The sequence below is a fragment of the Aeromonas sp. 19NY04SH05-1 genome, from assembly GCF_040581895.1.
GTDB classification, from domain to species: Bacteria; Pseudomonadota; Gammaproteobacteria; order Enterobacterales; family Aeromonadaceae; genus Aeromonas; species Aeromonas enteropelogenes.
In genome coordinates this window covers 4,418,154-4,436,332 of sequence record NZ_CP095328.1, presented here as the reverse complement: position 1 = coordinate 4,436,332, position 18,179 = coordinate 4,418,154, and the positions used below count along the sequence as shown (strand labels likewise).

The window sequence follows — 18,179 nt, the reverse complement described above, 5'->3', positions numbered from 1 at the left end:
GACGTAGCTTGGGCCATCTAGTTCCGCATCCGGAATATCTGAGGCATTTCCGGGCCGAGCACTGCCGATGATGGCTGAGTCGTGACAGTATTTTGTGATCACAAGAAGTGGGCGAGTGCTGAGTGGCAGGGGGGATTGCTGCAGGCATGAAAAGGGCCACCACCCGGTGGCCCATGGGTGGAGTCTGATCCTGACTCCGGCACTCTCAGATTGTGGTAATCTCGCTATGGGTCTTGTCTATAGTGCCCTCCTTGCGCGCCAGGCGCTTACTCAGATATGCCAGTGCTGATGCCGCAATGCCTTGAAGCTGTGCTGAGGTTGCAAGGCCGCGTGCTTGGGGTACTCACTAATGAAATGTTCGATTCCCTCCATCAGTTGTGCACGTAATGAAATCACGGGCTCATGCCAGGCTTGCAGGCATAGATGGCCGGGGATCAGCTGCTCCTGATAATCTTCCAGCAGCTGTTCTGGCCAGGGCTCAATACCGGAATTGCGTTGCAGCAAATAGTGGGCGGCGGGTTCACGGGCATAGATGAACTGAATTTGGGCCAGATCGCGTTGGCATAGCGTTTGACTGTTGATATGACAGGTCAAATATTTTCCCGTCTTCAGATCCAAAAAGTGACCGCGTTGCCGGCAGGGAACGATGCGATACCAGGGCAGGGGCGAGGAGAGCGCATAGCCCTCAAGCTCCTGTTCCAGCCAGTGACGACACTCGGGTGTCTGTACCTCGTCGAGCATGGACTCGATACGCATCAACAAGGCTCTGGATGGTGTGGTCGCCAGTTTCGCACTCATCGCCTGCAATCCTCCCTCTGCAAACAATCCCGAATCTCAGTATGGCTCTTTATCGGGCGGAGGGGGTAAGGAATCTAATGATTAAAAGTGGATTAACAGAGTGGTTTTTATGCATTAAGCGGGCTCATCCAACCAGATAGGTACCGGTTCCGAAGGCGATATGGGTCCCCTCCTCGTTGTGCAGCTCCATGCGGGCAACGGCGACCTTGCTGCCAGCGCGGATGATGTGGGCGGTGGCGATGAACTCGTTGCCCCGGCCCGGGCGCAGATAGTCCACCCGCAGATCGATGGTGCCGAGGCGGGAGAAGCGCTCCTTGAGGTAGCTGGGGGAGAAATCCTCCAGCTCGTCGATGCAGGAGGCGGCGACTATCATGCCGCCGGCCACGTCGAGCAGGCTGGCGGTGACGCCGCCGTGCAGGATGTTGTGGAAGGGGTTGCCGATGAGCTTCTCCTCCATCTTGATGCGCAGCTCCACCTTGTTGAAGTCGTAGTGGGTCACCTGCATGCCGATCAGCTTGTTGAACGGCATCTTCTCGGCAAACAGGTTGGCAATGCCACTGAGCGCCATCTTCTTGAGCATCTGTTTCATCCTTGATCCCGATCCCTGTCAGCAAAGCCGAGTAAAAACTCCAGCCAGTCTGCAACACTTCCTTAACAGTCGCAATGGCAGGTTTATTGTGGGCGGCGGCTGCTTTAGAATGGCGACCCCAAAGGAGAGCCCATGACCGCGATTGCCGAAACCCTGCCTGACCCTCAGCCAGAGACACCGCTAGCCCTGCTGCAAGCGGTCTTCGGCTATCAGCAATTTCGGCCGGGCCAGCTCGAGATCATCGAGCAGATAGTGGCGGGGCGCGATGCCCTGGTGCTCAAGCCCACCGGCGGCGGCAAATCGCTCTGCTACCAGATCCCGGCGCTGCTGCGACCGGGGCTCGGGGTGGTGGTCTCACCCCTCATCTCGTTGATGAAGGATCAGGTCGACACCCTGCGTGCCAACGGCGTGGCGGCGGCCTACATCAACTCGGCCCTGAGCCGGGAGGAGATGATCCAGAACTTTGCCGCCATGCGCCGCGGCGAGATCAAACTGGTTTATGTTTCCCCAGAGCGCTTGCTGCAGCACGAGTTCATGGACCGGCTGGCCGAACTGCCGCTCGGTCTGTTCGCCATCGACGAGGCCCATTGCGTCTCCCAGTGGGGGCACGATTTTCGGCCGGAATATGCGGCGCTCGGGCGGCTCAAGCAGTGGTTTCCCCAGGTGCCCGTGGTGGCGCTGACCGCCACTGCCGACGAGGCGACCCGTAGCGACATGTTGCACCGGCTGGAGCTCAACGATCCCTTTATCCACACCGCCAGCTTCGACCGGCCCAACATCCGCTACAGTCTGGTGGAGAAGTTCAAGGCGGCCGAGCAGCTGCTGCGCTACGTGCAGAGCCAGAAGGGCAACTGCGGCATAGTCTACTGCTCCAGCCGCAACCGGGTGGAGGAGGTGGCCGAGCGGCTCTCCCGTCACGGCTGCAAGGCAGCTCCCTATCATGCCGGCCTGCCACTCGAGCTGCGCCAGCAGACCCAGGAGGCCTTCCTCAAGGATGACATCGAGATAGTGGTGGCGACAGTGGCGTTCGGCATGGGCATTGACAAGCCAAACGTGCGCTTCGTGGTGCACTACGACATCCCCAAGAACATCGAATCCTACTATCAGGAGACCGGCCGTGCCGGCCGCGATGGCACCCCCGCCGAGGCGCTGCTGCTCTACGATCCCGCCGACATCGGCCGGGTGCGCCGCCTGCTCGACAACATCGAAAACCCCCAGCAGCTGCAGGTGGAGCAGTACAAGCTCAACGTGATGGCGGCCTTTGCCGAGGCGCAGACCTGCCGGCGCCAGGTGCTGCTCAACTACTTCGGTGAGTACAACGACAAGCCGTGCGGCAACTGCGACATCTGCCTCGATCCGCCCAAGAGCTATGACGGCACCGAAGACGCCCAGAAGGCACTCTCCTGCGTCTGGCGGGTGGGCCAGAACTTCGGGGTAGGCTATGTGGTGGAGGTGCTTCGCGGCTCGCTCAATCAGCGCATCAAGGATCACGGCCACGACAAGCTCTCGACCTACGGCATCGGCAAGGATCAGAGCCACGAGTACTGGATGAGCGTGATCCGCCAGCTGATCCACAAAGGCCTGCTGACCCAGAACATCACCCGCAACCTGGTGTTGCAGCTGACCGAGGCGGCCCGCCCCGTGCTGCGCGGCGAGGTGAAGCTGGAACTGGCGGTACCCCGCCTGCAGCCCATCTCCAGTCGCAAGGAGAAGCGCAACGGCCTGCTCGACAACGCCAACTACGACAAGCGGCTGTTCAAGGAGCTGCGCGCCCTGCGCAAACAGATCGCCGAGGATGAAGAGGTGCCGCCCTACGTGGTGTTCAACGATGCGACCCTGGTGGAGATGGCACAGCTCATGCCGATGACGGAAGACGAAATGCTGGCGATCAACGGCGTCGGCCATCGTAAGCTGGAGCGCTTCGGTGAAGCCTTTATGGACCTGATAATCGACTACTGCCGGCGCTAGGGTTGATTAGCGAAGCATCATCGACTGCGGCAGACTCAGGCCGGGAGGGGGCACATCAGGGGGAAGGCGCCCATTATCCGGACGCCGTGAATTATTTCAGGCTGGCGTAATAGGCCGCCAGGTTTTCCATGTCCGCCTCGCTGAGCGGGGCCATGAAGGGAACCATCAGTGGCTCCTTGCGACTGCCATCCTTGAAGGCTTTCAGCTGTTTCAACAGATAGGCCTCCTGTTGGCCCGCCAGGTGAGGATAAACCGGCACGCTCGCCTTGCCTGCGACGCCGTGGCAGGCGGCGCACACCGCAGCCTTGGCCTTGCCAGCCTCGATATCCGCCGCCCTGGCGTTGTGTCCCCAGGCCAGAGCCAGCAAAGGCAGGGCATACACCCATTTCTGCATCTTCTTCTCCTTGATATGAAATACGCGATCGCCTGTTAGCCGGAAATGGCCGGGGGCGGTATAAAGAGTGACACGAGCATACGCAGGGACGACCCGCATCACCATGAAGTTGATCAACACTTTTGCCACCGAACTGCCCTGGGCCTGCGAGCCCGTGGCGCCCCAGCCACTGCAGGATGCAAGACTGCTGCACCTCAACCGTTCGCTGCTTGGTGAACTGGGACTGGACGAGGTGAGCGAGGCAGACTGGCTGGCTTGCTGCGGCCTGGGTCAGCCCCAGCCCGGTATGCAGCCGGTCGCCCAGGTCTATGCCGGCCACCAGTTCGGCGGTTACAGCCCGCGCCTTGGTGACGGACGGGCACTGTTGTTGGGAGAACAACTGGCGCCGGATGGCCAGCGCTGGGATCTGCATCTGAAAGGGGCGGGCAAGACACCCTTCTCCCGCTTTGGCGATGGTCGTGCCGTGCTGCGCTCCAGCATTCGCGAGTATCTGGCCTCCGAGGCGCTTCATGCTCTCGGCATCCCGACTACCCGGGCGCTGGTGCTGGTGGGCAGTCAGGAGCCCGTTTACCGGGAACAGGTGGAGACGGGGGCGACCGTGCTGCGTACCGCCCCGAGCCACCTGCGCTTCGGCCACATCGAGTATTTCGCCTGGAGCGGGCAGGGGGAGAAGATCCCCTTGCTGATCGATTATCTCCTTCGCCACCACTTCCCCGAGCTGAGCGACGGAGCAGAGCTGTTTGCCGAGGTGGTGCGCCGCACCGCGCGGCTCATCGCCAAGTGGCAGGCTGCGGGGTTCTGCCACGGGGTGCTCAACACCGACAATATGTCGCTGCTCGGCCTGACCCTGGATTACGGCCCCTACGGCTTCATCGATGCCTATGTGCCGGATTTTGTCTGCAACCACTCGGATCCGGGCGGCCGCTATGCACTGGATCAGCAGCCGGCGGTCGGCTACTGGAACCTGCAAAAGCTGGCCCAGGCGCTGGCGGGTCATGTCGAGGGAGACGCCCTGGCGTCGGCCCTGGCCCAGTATGAACACCAGTTGATGCTGCACTACTCCGAGCTGATGCGGGCCAAGCTTGGGCTGGTGGTGTGGGAGGACGATGATCCGGCGTTGTTTCGCGAGCTGTTCCGACTGCTGGCGGCACACAAGGTGGACTACCACCTGTTCCTACGTCGGCTGGGCGAACTGACCCGACAGGGGGAGTGGCCCGCCTCCCTGCTGGCCTTGTTGCCGGATCCTGCCGCCTGGCAGGGGTGGTTGACGGACTATCGTGAGCGCCTAGCCCGGGAGGGGAGCGAGGACGCTGTTCGCAAGACGAAGATGGATGCGGTCAATCCGAAATATGTGCTACGCAATGCCTTGGCCCAGCAGGTGATCGAGGCTGCAGAGCGAGGGGATATGATGCCGTTTGAGCGGCTGTTTGCAGTCTTGCAAAACCCCTTTGATGAACAGCCTGAATATGAGGAGCTCGCCACGCCGGTTGTCGCTTGGTATTGCGGTGGCGAGCTGTCGTGCAGCAGTTGAGAGGCAAGGAATGAACTGGCGAATTACACAGACAGATACGGACGCCGGCGTGGTGATGCTGGCGTGTGATGGGCTTGAGTGGGACAACTTTCCCGCCCGTGCCGAGTTGTTGCTGGCCGCGTGGGAGCTGGTTGTGATCGAACGGGAATGGGGGGCAGACCGCCACAGCTGGCTGCTGGAATTTGAAGGCAGCCGGCTGCGACTCGAGTATGAACACTACAGCGGTTGCTGGCTGACCGCGGTTCACCCGGCCGATCAGGAGGTGCTGTTCTGGCTTGCTGAACAGCATAAAGATTGAACTATCGATAGGGGGCGGTATAATGCCGCCCCTCAATTATCGCCAATGGTGGCGGTATGGGTTCCCTAACCCCATTAACCAAAAAGGTCACAATATGAATCTGACCCCTGCTCAGCACCAGACGGCGCTGGTGCGTCTCTCGTTGTTCCACATCCTGATCATTGCCAGCAGCAACTATCTGGTTCAGCTGCCGATCACCATCTTCGGCTTTCACACTACCTGGGGTGCGTTCAGTTTCCCGTTTATCTTTTTGGCTACCGATCTGACGGTGCGGATCTTCGGTGCCGGCTTGGCGCGCAAGATCATCCAGACCGTGATGTTGCCCGCTCTGGCTATCTCCTATGTGCTCTCGGTGCTCTTCTTTGAAGGGAGCTTCCAGGGGGTCAGCCATCTGGCCGAGTTCAACCTGTTTGTGGCACGCATCGCCCTGGCCAGCTTTATGGCCTATCTGGTGGGGCAGTTCATGGACGTGGTGGTGTTCAACCGGTTGCGGCTGCTCAAGCACTGGTGGATTGCGCCGGCTGCCTCCACCCTGTTTGGCAATCTGGTGGATACTATCACTTTCTTCAGCATCGCCTTCTGGCGCAGCACGGACCCCTTCATGGCTGAACACTGGGTCGAGATCGCGACCGTGGACTATGTATTCAAGCTGCTGATAAGCTTGGGGTTGTTCGTTCCGCTCTATGGTGTATTGCTGCGTTACCTCAGCCGCAAGCTGGTGGGCGAGGCTGGATTGGCCAGCCTGCAGACGGCCACACGACAAGCCTGACGAAATTGACCACCCTTAGCGGTGGTCAATTTTTTTGCTTTTTTGGCAAATAAGGGTTGCACAGTTAAATGAGAATGATTATTGTTAACTTGTTTTCCGGGAAAGACTTCATTTGTTCCAACGTGATGGACTTCTTGTGAAGGCACGACATTGCTCACATTGCTTCCAGTTAAAGGGCCAGTTTTTACTGGCCCTCTTTTTTTGTCTGCGTCTGGCGGAAAGCGGCCATAAAAAACGGGAGCCTTGGCTCCCGTTGTCACTCTGGTTGCGGCTTACTCGATATCGAGCGCCTCGGGGGAGAGGATCACCCCAGTCGTATCCGCGTAGAGATGGTCATCCGGCAGGAAGGTGACACCACCAAAGTTGACCGGCAGATCGGTTTCACCAACGTCCTTGCTGTCGGCACCCACGGGAATGGCCGCCAGTGCCTGAATGCCGATATCCAGATCTTCCAGGATGTCGACTTCGCGCACGCAGCCGTAGCAGACGATCCCTTCCCATTCGTTCTCGGCAGCCGTGGTGGCGATCTCGCTGTCTATCAGGGCGCGGCGCATGGAGCCGCCGCCATCGATCAGCAACACGCGGCCAACGCCGTTCTCCTTGACGATTTCACGGATCAGGCCGTTCGATTCGAAGCATTTGACCGTGGTGATGACGCCGCCGAAAGAGGCGCGGCCGCCGAAGGAGCAGAGCATGGGTTCGAGCACATCCACCATATCCTGATAGATGTCGCACAGTTCTGAAGTGTTGTATTCCATTGTGTCAAATCCACCGCCGGAAACAGGTGGATCCAGTATAAGGAGTGAGCCCGGCATTTCAATGAATATTCCTTGAACAGGTCGGCACGCTCCCGCTTTTGTGCCAGCACCTGCACCATGTTGCCAGCCGGTGTCGCTTTCTTGTCTGGTCGGTCAAGATTGGCGAGGAAGGGAATTTTCATCATCTCCGTATGTCTCTTCCCACAAGGTTTTTGCCCCAGAGTGGCCAGGATTTGATCCTGATGGCTGTTATTGACGGGATTCGCTCATATAATCGCCGCCACTATGATGATTCGGAAGGATTCGATGGCAAAATTGCTGGCGGCCGTGCTCGGGCTGCTCTGCTCCTGTCTGGCGTTGGCAGGAACATCCCCCGGGAATGGTTCGCCCACGTCGAGCATGGAGCCCTTGCTCTCCTGGTTCAGCGGAGAGTTCTCGAGCAAGGAGCAGGCCAGCTATGATAGTCGCTTTACCAGCGCCGAGCTGCGGCTGATGGAGATCTGGCGCGGCCGCCAGGGCTATCGCTGGGTATATGCCGAGCAATATCTGACCCAGCGTGCGGTGCGTCCTTTTCGCCAGCGCATCTACCGCTTCTCGCCCTCGCCCGACGGACGCATCCTGATGGCCGAGCTGACCATGCCGATGGCGACCGATTTTGCCGGCGCCTGGCACAACCCTGCCTTGCTCGATTCTCTGACTCCGCAACAGCTCTCTTTACGCCAGGGGTGCGAGATCTGGCTGGCACGCACCTCCGCCGGCGAATATGCCGGCCATACCCGGGTCGGGCACTGCGCCACCAACTTTGGTGGGGCCGCGACCCTGGTGCAGCATATCTGGATTGGGCCGAACAGCGTCAGGCTGCTGGATCGGGCATATGATCTGAAAGGCAAGGCGCGCTGGGGCAGCCCGGGAGAGGGATACGTCTATCTGCGCCGAAGCGAAGAACGCGGACAATGATCCGGTTATCTGGTGGGTGAATTTGGGATGTAAAAAAGGCGCCCATCGGGCGCCTTTTTCAGAATTCTTCAGAAGTAAGATTACTTCTTGGTGGTCATCGCACCGAAACGCTTGTTGAACTTGTCTACGCGGCCGCCGCTAGAAACTTCTTTCTGCTTGCCGGTGTAGAACGGGTGGCACTCGGAGCACACGTCCAGGTTCAGATCTTTACCAACGGTAGAGAAAGTGTTGATGACGTTACCGCAAGAGCACTTGGCGGTGATGGCTACGTAGTCAGGATGGATACCAGCTTTCATGGACAACCTCAATTAATAGGCCGTGTCGCCATCCGATCTCTTGTCGGACACCACACGATTGTTGAACACAGTTTCAAAGGCTGCGAATAATATAGGAAATGCCTGAGATCAGGCAAGTGGCTTCGCAGAAAAAATAGGCAACCCCTGGTGAATTCTTCCCAAACGCTGGATCTGGTTCGTGTGGCTGTGCCGGTGCCGTTACGCCGTCATTTCGACTATCTCTCCCCCCTGCCTCTGCCCGAACCCGGTTGCCGGGTCGAGATCCCTTTCGGCCCCCAGACTCTGGTCGGTCTGGTGGTGGATCACCCGGCCGAGAGCCAGGTGCCCCGCAACAAGCTCAAGCCCATCAAGCGCGTACTCGATGCGACGCCGGTGCTGGGGCCGGATATCCTGGCACTGATGGCCTGGAGCGCCGGTTACTACCAGCATCCGCTGGGCGAGGTATTGCCCCACGCCCTGCCGGTGCTGGTGCGCAAGGGAGAGCCCGCCGCCTATCGGGAGCTGGAGTTCTGGTTTGCGACCGAGGCCGGTATGGCAGTCGATCTCAACGAGCTCAAGCGGGCTGCCAAGCAGCAGCAGGCCCTCGCCCTGCTGCGCAAGGGGCCGCAGACGCCCTCCGCCCTCAAGCAGGAGGAGATCCAGAGCGCTGCCCTCACTGCGCTGGAGAAGAAGGGGCTGCTGGAGAAGCGCAGCCTGGAGCCGAGTCACGACGGTGACTGGGCCGCCCATTTTGAGTCGGGCGAGGGGCTTCGCCTCAACGGCGAGCAGGCGCTGGCGGTCTCTGCCGTCACCAGCCAGAGCGACAAGTTCGGCGCCTTTTTGCTGGATGGCATCACCGGCTCCGGCAAGACCGAAGTCTATTTGAGCATCCTCGAACCCCTGCTCAAGGCGGGCAAGCAGGCGCTGGTGATGGTGCCGGAGATCGGCCTCACCCCGCAGACCATCAATCGCTTTCGCCGCCGCTTCAACGTGCCCGTGGTGGCGATGAACTCCGCCATGAACGATCGGGAGCGTCTCGATGCCTGGCTCGCCTGCCGTGACGGGGGCGCCGCCATCCTGATCGGTACCCGCTCTGCCGTGTTCACCCCGTTCAAGCACCTCGGCATCATCATCATCGACGAGGAGCACGACGGCTCCTTCAAGCAGCAGGACGGCTTTCGCTACCATGCGCGGGATCTCGCCGTGATGCGGGCCCATCGTGCCGGCATTCCCATCCTGCTCGGTTCGGCCACCCCCTCGCTGGAGACGCTGCACAACGCCCGCAGTGGCAAGTATCACCACCTCAGCCTGACCCGCCGCGCCGGTAACGCTCAGACCGCTCGCCAGGTGATCCTGGACATCAAGAACGTGCGGCTGCAGGCCGGGCTTTCGCCCCAGCTGGAGCAGCTGATGGGGTCGCATCTGGCGGCTGGCAATCAGGTGATGCTGTTTCTCAATCGCCGCGGCTATGCGCCGGCCCTCATCTGCCATCAATGTGGCTGGAGCGCCGCCTGCGAGCGTTGCGATGCCTGGTACACCTGGCACCAGGCCAGACGACGGCTGCACTGTCATCACTGCGACAGTATTCGTCCTTTACCCCATCATTGTCCCGAGTGTGGCAGCAGCGAATTGATTGGCTCAGGTGTCGGCACCGAGCAGCTTGAGCAGCTGCTCACCACGGTTTTTCCGCAATATCCTGTGGTGCGCATCGATCGGGACAACACCCGCCGCAAAGGGGAGCTGGAGACCCATCTCGGCGACATCAAGGCGGGCAAGTACAAGATCCTGATCGGTACCCAGATGCTGGCCAAGGGACATCACTTTCCGGATGTGACATTGGTAGGACTGCTGGATGTGGATGGTGCCCTGTTCAGCGCCGATTTTCGGGCAGCCGAACGGTTGGCCCAGCTTTATACCCAGGTGGCGGGTCGTGCCGGTCGCGCCAGCAAGCCGGGTCTGGTGGTATTGCAGAGCCATCACCCGGAGCACGCCCTGCTGCAGGATCTGACCCAGAATGGCTATGGCCACTTTGCCGATACGGCGCTCAAGGAGCGTCGCCTGCTGGGGCTGCCGCCGTTCAGCTATCAGGGGCTGTTTCGGGCCGAGGCCAACGGCCGTGACGAGGTGCAACTGTTCCTCAGCCGTCTCGCCGAGACGCTACGCAGCGCCCGTTATCCCCATGTGCAGGTGCTCGGGCCCATCAGCGGCTTCATGGAGCGCAAGGCAGGGAAGTTTCGCATGCAGTTGCTGGTACAGGGGCCCAGCCGGGCAACCCTGGCCCAGCTGCTGGATTGGGCGGTGAAGGAGCTGGAGGGCTGGCCCGAGACCAAGAAGGTGCGCTGGAGTCTGGATATCGATCCCACCGAGCTGAGCTAAGCCGATTCAAGCGGTCACTGGCACGTCTCGTCAGTGGCCAAGCTTGCGATCTTGCATCTGGGTTCAGACCCTCAGATCGATCTGCTGTACCCAGCCCCCCTTGCCTTGTTCGGTCACATAGAGGCCGGACTGGCGCAACACCCCCTGACTGCCGCTCTCGCCAAGGTGGTTGAAGGGGGTATCGAGGGGGCGCAGCAGGATGGCGCCGATCCCCAGCTCCACCAAGGCGATGGGGGCCTGCTCCGGCTGCCAGAACTGCAGCGCCGAGAATTGGCTGTCCCGCTCGTCCAGCACACCATTGCCATCTTCATCCAGGGTAGCCAGCTCGCCAAAGCCGTTGCCGGAGCGGGCGCCAAACAGCTCGCCGCCGTCATCTATGGTGCCGTTGCCGTTGCGATCCAGTGCCACGAAGCCACTCCCCTCGCCGAGGCCAGGCAGGCTGTCCGCCTTGCCATCCTGATCGATGTCGAAATTGACCCGGGCGTCGGTCAGATCGGCTATCTTGCCGTCCAGGCTGAGCACCAGCGGATCCTTGAGGGCATTCAGGGTGGTGCGGCGCTGGCTCACCTCCAGCTGACGCCAGTCGAGCACAAAGCCCAGATCCAGCTGCAGGGTCTGGCCATCGTTGGTCTGGACGCTGGCCGATGCGATCACCTTGAGTTGTTCCTGTTGCAGCAGGGTGTCGGTCACCTCCACTACTTGATCCTGACTGGCAGCCTGGCCGGTTGACCCTCTTTGAGTGGAAGCTGCCCCCTCCTGATGGCTCTGCTGGATAGGGTCGGGCACCTCGATCTCGTGGCCGACCATGGCTTCGATCATCAGCTTGATGAGGCGCTGGCGGTTGTCGAGCCCGTCGTTGGGGATGCCGTCCTGTTCCTCGCTCTTGCCGGTTTCGGCGGGTTTGGCCAGCGCTGGATTGGGGGTGGCCTGCGGCTGACTGGTGGCGGCACGGCTGGTCCCTTGCCGTGTCAGGGAGTTGGTCTGTGTCAGCATGAGGCTGGTGCGCGCCTCGCTGGTGGTGAGGGGCGTTTGCGTGTCTGCCGGGTTGATAGCCGCGGCCGTGGGCCCCAGGTTGCGTACCTTGCGGGCCTGCGCCTGTTGCTGCTGGTATTGCACCTCCCCCTGGAGGTCGTAGTGATCGATGCGCATCCCTGTGCCCTCGGCGCTATCCACCTGGTCATTTATCGACCGCATGCAGAAGAGGGATTAACACCGAATCGCACTAAGCGGCGACTCTGTTATCTTGATGTTGCAAAGTGGCCGTCAGACAGCATGATGGTGAGGCCCGCATGCGGGTATGGAGATGGCGCCCTGTATGAGCTCTGCTGACGGCTGGGCGGCGTCTGAATTGAGCGGGACGGAGGTGGTGATGCGTGATTGTCTGGTGATGGGAGCGGCGGGTTATATAGGTTCTTATTTGGTGCCTCATCTGCAAACGCTGGGCTACAGGGTGATTGCCGGGGCGCGGCGTCCCTGCCGGCTGCCGCCCGGGGTGGAGTTTCGTCTTGCCGACAGTCTCAAGCCTGCGACCCTGCCATCGGCGCTGGCAGGCATAGATACCGTCTTCTATCTGGTACACGCCATGGGGGCGGGGGCTGATTTTCACCGGCTGGAGCAGCAGGGGGTGAAGAACTTCGCCGCCGCCGCATGGGCCGCCGGGGTGCGCCGCATCATCTATCTCGGCGCCATTCAGCCGGAGCGGTGCAACAGCCGCCACCTCAACTCCCGCCGTCACTGCGGCGAGCTGTTCCGCGCCGCCGGCGTGCCGACGGTGGAGCTGCGTGCCGGCATCATCATTGGGCCCGGATCCGCCGCCTTTGAGGTGATGCGGGATCTGGTGTTCAACCTGCCGCTGATGGTGACACCCAAGTGGGTGCGCTCGCGCACGCCCCCCATCGCGCTTTCCAACCTGCTGCACTATCTGGGGGGGCTGGTGGAAGCTGAGGGGGTGGACGGCCATATCTTCAACGCCGCCGGCCCCGAGCTGCTCAGCTATCAGCAGCAGTTGCAGAAGTTCGCCGCCCACATCGGCAAGCGCTGCCCAATAGTGCCGCTGCCGTTTCTGAGCCCGCGCCTCTCCGCCTGGTGGTTGCAATTTGTTACCTCGGTGCCGCAGCCGGTGGCCAAGGCGCTGGTGGGGGGGCTCAAACACGATATTCCGGCGGATGACGGTCCGCTGCGGACCCTGCTGCCGCAAACCCTGCTCAGCTTCGACGAGGCGCTGACGGAGAGCCTGGCGCTGGAGCAGCGGCTTGGCGCCGAACAGCAGGGGGAAGAGACGCCGCTCGGTCTGCGCTGGCGCCATCCCGAATACGGCTTCTATGACCGTACTGCCAGCGGGGAAGCCATCTGCCTCGCCGCCCCCGAGGTGGTGTGGCAGGTGTTGCAACAGCTGGGGGGCGAGAAGCGCTACTTCTACATGAACCAGCTGTGGGTGGTGCGCGAATGGATGGATCACCTGATCGGTGGCCCGGCCCTGACCCGTGGTCGCACCAATCCGGATCGTTTCGTGAAAGGGGACATGCTGGACTCCTGGCAGATCCTCGGGGTGGACGAGGGGCGCAGGCTGGATCTGTTGTTCAACATGAAGGCGCCCGGTGTCGGGCGGCTTGAGTTCAACATACTGCCGGAGGAGTCTGGCCTGACCCGGCTCAAGGTGACGGCTCACTGGCATCCGCAGGGGGCCTGGGGACTGGCCTACTGGCTCGCCATGCTGCCGTTTCACCTCTTCATCTTTCAGGGGATGACGGAGGCGATTGCCCGGGAGGCGGAGGCGATGGCGGGGATACCCGTCATGGATTGAAACCATATCTATAACTAAATAGGTATTATTGACTGGTATGACATGCTGATTACTGGCTTGTTGGTGCCATGATGGCGATACTTTCCTCTGTGAAAGCCCGCCGGTTTTCTTTATGATCCCCAGCCCTCGCCATCGGCGAGCCAATGCACCACTCATTCACATCCGTATCGGGGTCACCCATGTCCGATCAGCGTCACGATCTTCGTCAACAAGCACTCGATTACCACGCCCAGCCCGTACCGGGCAAAATTGCCATCGCCCTCACCAAGCCCGCCGAGACCGCCCGCGATCTGGCGCTGGCCTACAGCCCGGGCGTGGCAGAGCCGGTACGCGAGATTGCCGCCAACCCGGCCGATGCCTACCGTTATACCGGCAAGGGCAATCTGGTGGCCGTCATCTCCAACGGCACCGCCATCTTGGGGCTGGGTAATCTGGGTCCGTTGGCTTCCAAGCCGGTAATGGAGGGCAAGGCCCTGCTGTTCAAGCGCTTTGCCGGCATCGACGCCATCGACATCGAGGTGAAGCACGAAACCAGCCAGCAGTTCATCGACACGGTCGCCGCCATTGCCGATACCTTTGGCGGCATCAACCTGGAAGACATCAAGGCTCCCGAGTGCTTCAAGATCGAGCAGGCGCTGATCGAGCGCTGCGACATCCCGGTATTCCACGATGATCAGCATGGTACCGCCATCGTCACCGCCGCCGGCCTGCTCAATGCGCTGGAAGTGCAGGGCAAGGAGATTGGCTGTAGCCGCATCGTCTGCATGGGGGCGGGAGCTGCCGCCACCGCCTGCATGGAGCTGTTGATCAAGTGTGGCGCCAAGCCGCACAACATCTTCATGCTGGACCGTCAGGGCGTCATCCACACCGGTCGCACCGATCTGAACCAGTACAAGCTGCGTTTCGCCAACGACACACATCTGCGTACCCTGATGGAGGTGATCGACGGGGCTGACGTATTCGTCGGCGTCTCCGGCCCGGACGTGCTGCCCGCCGAGGCGGTGGCCCTGATGGCCCCCAACCCGGTGATCTTCGCCTGCTCCAACCCGGATCCCGAGATCAAGCCCGCCCTGGCCCACTCGGTGCGCGATGACCTCATCATGGGCACAGGCCGCTCCGATTATCCGAACCAGATCAACAACGTGCTCTGCTTCCCCTTCATCTTCCGTGGCGCCCTGGACGCCCGTGCCAGCCGCATCAACGACGCCATGAAGATTGCGGCGGTCGAGGCTATTCGCGGTCTGGCCAAGGAGCCGGTACCGGCCGAGGTGTTGACTGCTGCCGGCGTGAGCGAGCTCGCCTTCGGCAAGGATTACGTCATTCCCAAGCCGATGGATGCCCGTCTGCTGCCGCGCGTCGCCCGCGCCGTGGCGCTGGCGGCGGTGGAATCCGGCGTCGCCCGCACCGAACTGCCTGCCGACTATATGCTCTCTTGAGTCAGCGCCAACGGCCCCGTCATCGGGGCCGTTTTTTTATAAGCAGGATTGGGCTGAGGGGGTGAAGGGGGCTGGTGCCGACAGGTCAATCCGGGCGCAGAGGTGGTCAAACAGCGCTCCCCTCTGACACAATGTCTGCATGACGACGCTTACGAGAATCAAGATGCAGCAGCAAATTCACGGCCGTTTGGCCCACACCCTCTCCTTCTTGCGCCACGATGGCCGCCACTTCATCCAGTTTGTCTGGGGCCGCTTCCAGCAGGACAGGCTGACGGTGACCGCCGGTTATCTCGCCTATGTCACCCTGCTCTCCCTGGTGCCCATGATCGCCGTGGTGTTCGGCATGATGTCCGCCTTCCCGGTATTCCAGAGCATCAAGCAGCAGATGGAGCGGTTCGTCTACCACAACTTCGTGCCCACTGCGGGCGATATGGTCAAGGAGTACATCGACGGCTTCGTGGCCAATGCCACCAACACCACGGCGGTGGGGATCGGCGCCCTGATCGTGGTGGCCCTGATGCTGATTTCGGCCATCGACAAGAACCTCAACTACATCTGGCGCTCGACCCAGAGCCGGCCGCTGGCCCAGGCATTCGCCATGTACTGGATGATCCTGACCCTGGGACCCGTGCTCATCGGGGCCAGCATCGCCATCTCCTCCTACATACTGTCGCTGCGCTTCCTGTCGGAGGAGAGTCTGTTCGGCGCCGGCTACCTGCTGCTGCGCAGCCTGCCGTTCCTCTTCTCGGTGCTCACCTTCCTGCTGGTCTATACCGTGGTGCCCAACTGCAAGGTGCGGCTGGTGCACGCCTTTATCGGCGCCCTGGTGGCGGCCACTCTGTTCGAGCTGGCCAAGCGCGGCTTTGCCATCTACATCACCAACTTTCCCTCCTATCAGGCCATCTATGGCGCCCTGGCGACCATTCCGATCCTGTTTGTCTGGGTGTATCTGAGCTGGCTGGTGGTGCTGCTTGGCGCGGAAACCACCGCCTGCCTCGGTGAATACGAGAAGCCGGCGAGCGAGGAGCTTGCCTGAGCCGTCGCCTTGCCGGCGGTTTTATTGGTAGCATCGACGACCGCCCTTCCCGAAGGGCGGTCGTTCTGTTTTGAGAGGAGAGGGATGTGATTGCATTGATTCAGCGGGTGTCCGAGGCCAGCGTAACGGTAGAGGGCGAGGTGACCGGGGCCATCGGTCGGGGGCTGCTGGTGCTGCTCGGGGTGGAGCAGGGGGATGACGAGGCCAAGGCAGACAAGCTGCTGCACAAGGTGAGCGGCTACCGGATCTTCTCCGACGAGAATGGCAAGATGAACCTCAACGTGGGCCAGGCCGGTGGCAGCCTGCTGGTAGTCTCCCAGTTCACCCTGGCGGCGGATACCGGCAAGGGGATGCGCCCGAGCTTCTCCGGTGGGGCCCATCCGGCGGAGGCCGAGCGGCTCTATGACTACTTCGTGGCCAAGGCCCGGGCGGGGGAGATCCCGACCGAGACGGGGCGTTTTGCCGCCGATATGAAGGTGGCGCTGGTCAACGACGGCCCGGTGACCTTCTGGCTACAGGTCTGATTCGTCGCCCTGGCGCGGTTGGGTGTGGACGATCACGTTGACGAAGCCGGGCACCGGATAGGGGGTGGTGGGGCCGACCCACTGCTCCAGCAGCAGCAGGGCCTGGCTCAGCTCGAGCCGGGTGCGGGGCAGCAGGTTGACGATGAGATCCCCGCTCAGGCGGGGAGCCAGCGCCCGATAGATCCGCTCCTGAAACAGTTGCAGCGGGTTGCCATCCTGGCTGAAGAGATCGAGCAGCACCAGATCGTAGCTGGCCTCGCTCTGCTCGAGGAAGGCGAGGGCATCGGCCTGATGCACCTGGGGCGCGCGGTTATCTTCTTCCCCGGGATGCTGGAAAAACAGGCGATAGAGGGTGATCACCTCCTCGTCCAGCTCGACGCATTCGTGCCTGGCCGCGGGCCAGCGGCGCCGGATATGGCGCGTCAGATCGCCGCCACCCAGTCCCAGCTCGAGGATGTTGTCGGCCTGCTGTGGCAGCAGGCAGGCGATCACCTGCTGGTGGGGCAGGCAGAGGGCGGCGGGGTCGTTCAGTGACATGGCGGATTGCACCACGCCGTCGATTTCGAGCCAGCGATGGTGGGCATTTTCCTGCACCGAGAGACGGCGCCGGGGTTGGACACTGAGGTGCAATAAGTGATCGGCTTGGTACGCTTGCAGATTGAAGTCCATGAATTTGCACGGCAAGATGGTTTTCGACCAGTGTAACTCAAGGATGGAACTATGTACCGGGTGGTCACCCCCCAGACGGCAGCCGAGCTGGATGCCTATTACCAGTTGCGCTGGGAACTGCTGCGTAAACCCTTCAATCTTCCCCTCGGTTCCGAGCGGGACGAATACGACTCCGTTGCCATTCATCGCCTGATGCTGGCACCCGATGGTACTCCCATTGCCGTCGGCCGTCTGTTTGTCGGCGGTGACGAGGCGCAGATCCGCTTCATGGCGCTGCGCCCGGAATATCGCGGCCAAGGGCTGGGCGCCCGCATGGTGGAAGATCTCGAGCAACTGGCCCTGAGCGAGAAGGTCAAACGACTGGTGATGAACGCCCGTCAGGAGGCGGTGGAGTTCTACCGCAGGTGCGGCTTTCTCGAGGTGGGTGAAGGGCCCGTCTCCTTCGGTCGCATTCCGCACCGTCAGATGATCAAGTCCCTGACCCCCATGCAGACCATCCAGTACCGTCCCGAGTGGTGCCAGGACCTCACCACCCGCTGGTCCAGGGGGATCCCCATCAGCGAGAAGATGGGGATGCACATCACCCACTACGACGGCCAGACTTTCCACCTCAAGGCCAATCTGGCGGCCAACCTCAATGTGCACGACACCATGTTCGCCGGCAGCATCTACAGCCAGTGCGTGCTGGCGGGTTGGGGCCTGATCTGGCTGCAGCTCAAGGAGGCCGGGCTGATGGGGGACATAGTACTGGCGGAGGGCAACATCAAGTACTACCGCCCAGTCGACGAGGAGCCGGAGGCGAGGGTCGCCCGGGAGGGCATGCCTGCGGTGCTGGAGCCGCTCAAGAGCGGGGAGTCCGCCAAGTTCAGTCTCAAGATCAAGCTGTTCAGCGGTGACAAGCTGGCGGTGGAATTCGTTGGCCAGTACGTGGTGCAACCCATCAAGCGGCGCGGTCAGGCGCCGGTGCTGTAACCGGTTGTGCGATGCAAACAAGGCCT

The 18,179-nt window shown here is 61.5% G+C and carries 18 protein-coding genes; 11 read left to right on the top strand and 7 right to left on the bottom strand.

What is annotated here, in order from left to right; translation table 11 throughout:
* Positions 1–270: 270 nt before the first annotated feature.
* Both MRK42_RS20520 and MRK42_RS20515 read right to left on the bottom strand, forming a co-directional pair.
* A complete protein-coding gene (locus MRK42_RS20520; RefSeq protein WP_026457638.1) occupies positions 271–798 on the bottom strand; it encodes a hypothetical protein in 528 nt (175 codons plus the stop codon).
* A 124-nt stretch (positions 799–922) separates the two neighbouring features.
* Positions 923–1,387 (bottom strand): thioesterase family protein, encoded by a 465-nt coding sequence (locus MRK42_RS20515; RefSeq protein WP_354688620.1) that lies wholly within the window; start codon positions 1,385–1,387, stop codon positions 923–925.
* Between the two features lie 132 nt (positions 1,388–1,519).
* Between MRK42_RS20515 and recQ the strand changes: the two genes are divergently transcribed.
* Positions 1,520–3,355, top strand: a complete 1,836-nt coding sequence (gene recQ, locus MRK42_RS20510; protein ID WP_201982617.1) for an ATP-dependent DNA helicase RecQ — start codon at positions 1,520–1,522, stop codon at positions 3,353–3,355.
* 91 nt (positions 3,356–3,446) lie between these two features.
* On the opposite strand, the gene MRK42_RS20505 is transcribed toward recQ, so the two are convergent.
* Positions 3,447–3,749 carry a c-type cytochrome gene (locus tag MRK42_RS20505; RefSeq protein ID WP_026456858.1) on the bottom strand — a complete coding sequence of 101 codons (303 nt, stop codon included), beginning with the start codon at positions 3,747–3,749 and terminating at the stop codon, positions 3,447–3,449.
* 103 nt (positions 3,750–3,852) lie between these two features.
* Between MRK42_RS20505 and MRK42_RS20500 the strand changes: the two genes are divergently transcribed.
* The 3 genes from MRK42_RS20500 to MRK42_RS20490 all read left to right on the top strand — a co-directional run bounded on the left by MRK42_RS20500 (position 3,853) and on the right by MRK42_RS20490 (position 6,347).
* Positions 3,853–5,280 (top strand): protein adenylyltransferase SelO, encoded by a 1,428-nt coding sequence (locus MRK42_RS20500; RefSeq protein ID WP_354688619.1) that lies wholly within the window; start codon positions 3,853–3,855, stop codon positions 5,278–5,280.
* A 10-nt stretch (positions 5,281–5,290) separates the two neighbouring features.
* The gene (locus MRK42_RS20495; protein WP_042070595.1) at positions 5,291–5,578 is read left to right on the top strand and encodes a DUF3630 family protein; all 288 of its coding nucleotides are present in this window, start codon (positions 5,291–5,293) and stop codon (positions 5,576–5,578) included.
* A gap of 94 nt (positions 5,579–5,672) precedes the next feature.
* Positions 5,673–6,347 carry a 7-cyano-7-deazaguanine/7-aminomethyl-7-deazaguanine transporter gene (locus MRK42_RS20490; protein ID WP_042027298.1) on the top strand — a complete coding sequence of 225 codons (675 nt, stop codon included), beginning with the start codon at positions 5,673–5,675 and terminating at the stop codon, positions 6,345–6,347.
* Between the two features lie 272 nt (positions 6,348–6,619).
* Here MRK42_RS20490 and rraA read toward each other — a convergent pair whose 3' ends face one another.
* Positions 6,620–7,105: a ribonuclease E activity regulator RraA gene (rraA, locus tag MRK42_RS20485; protein WP_026456861.1), complete on the bottom strand. Its 486-nt coding sequence runs from the start codon at positions 7,103–7,105 to the stop codon at positions 6,620–6,622.
* Between the two features lie 306 nt (positions 7,106–7,411).
* Here rraA and MRK42_RS20480 point away from each other — a divergent pair, with 306 nt between their 5' ends.
* Complete coding sequence (locus MRK42_RS20480; RefSeq protein ID WP_354688618.1) at positions 7,412–8,062, top strand: chromophore lyase CpcT/CpeT; 651 nt, start codon at positions 7,412–7,414, stop codon at positions 8,060–8,062.
* Positions 8,063–8,142: 80 nt separating this feature from the next.
* On the opposite strand, the gene rpmE is transcribed toward MRK42_RS20480, so the two are convergent.
* A complete protein-coding gene (gene rpmE / locus MRK42_RS20475) occupies positions 8,143–8,358 on the bottom strand; it encodes a 50S ribosomal protein L31 (RefSeq protein WP_005306787.1) in 216 nt (71 codons plus the stop codon).
* 147 nt (positions 8,359–8,505) lie between these two features.
* On the opposite strand from rpmE, the gene priA reads away from it, so the two are divergent.
* Positions 8,506–10,713, top strand: a complete 2,208-nt coding sequence (gene priA / locus MRK42_RS20470) for a primosomal protein N' (protein ID WP_354688617.1) — start codon at positions 8,506–8,508, stop codon at positions 10,711–10,713.
* A gap of 63 nt (positions 10,714–10,776) precedes the next feature.
* Here priA and MRK42_RS20465 read toward each other — a convergent pair whose 3' ends face one another.
* Complete coding sequence (locus MRK42_RS20465) at positions 10,777–11,862, bottom strand: hypothetical protein (RefSeq protein ID WP_354689068.1); 1,086 nt, start codon at positions 11,860–11,862, stop codon at positions 10,777–10,779.
* A gap of 220 nt (positions 11,863–12,082) precedes the next feature.
* Here MRK42_RS20465 and MRK42_RS20460 point away from each other — a divergent pair, with 220 nt between their 5' ends.
* From MRK42_RS20460 to dtd, 4 genes are all read left to right on the top strand, one after another.
* Positions 12,083–13,516, top strand: coding sequence for a DUF2867 domain-containing protein (locus MRK42_RS20460; RefSeq protein WP_354689067.1), 1,434 nt, complete (start codon positions 12,083–12,085; stop codon positions 13,514–13,516).
* Positions 13,517–13,695: 179 nt separating this feature from the next.
* Positions 13,696–14,952, top strand: a complete 1,257-nt coding sequence (locus MRK42_RS20455; protein ID WP_354688616.1) for a malic enzyme-like NAD(P)-binding protein — start codon at positions 13,696–13,698, stop codon at positions 14,950–14,952.
* 163 nt (positions 14,953–15,115) lie between these two features.
* Positions 15,116–15,988: a virulence factor BrkB family protein gene (locus tag MRK42_RS20450; RefSeq protein WP_354688615.1), complete on the top strand. Its 873-nt coding sequence runs from the start codon at positions 15,116–15,118 to the stop codon at positions 15,986–15,988.
* An 86-nt stretch (positions 15,989–16,074) separates the two neighbouring features.
* Positions 16,075–16,512 carry a D-aminoacyl-tRNA deacylase gene (gene dtd, locus MRK42_RS20445; RefSeq protein WP_201942457.1) on the top strand — a complete coding sequence of 146 codons (438 nt, stop codon included), beginning with the start codon at positions 16,075–16,077 and terminating at the stop codon, positions 16,510–16,512.
* On the opposite strand, the gene MRK42_RS20440 is transcribed toward dtd, so the two are convergent.
* Positions 16,501–17,181, bottom strand: coding sequence for a methyltransferase domain-containing protein (locus MRK42_RS20440; protein ID WP_354688614.1), 681 nt, complete (start codon positions 17,179–17,181; stop codon positions 16,501–16,503). The genes dtd and MRK42_RS20440 overlap by 12 nt on opposite strands.
* A 51-nt stretch (positions 17,182–17,232) precedes the next feature.
* Between MRK42_RS20440 and MRK42_RS20435 the strand changes: the two genes are divergently transcribed.
* Positions 17,233–18,153 carry a bifunctional GNAT family N-acetyltransferase/hotdog fold thioesterase gene (locus tag MRK42_RS20435; RefSeq protein ID WP_026456896.1) on the top strand — a complete coding sequence of 307 codons (921 nt, stop codon included), beginning with the start codon at positions 17,233–17,235 and terminating at the stop codon, positions 18,151–18,153.
* Positions 18,154–18,179: the final 26 nt, after the last annotated feature.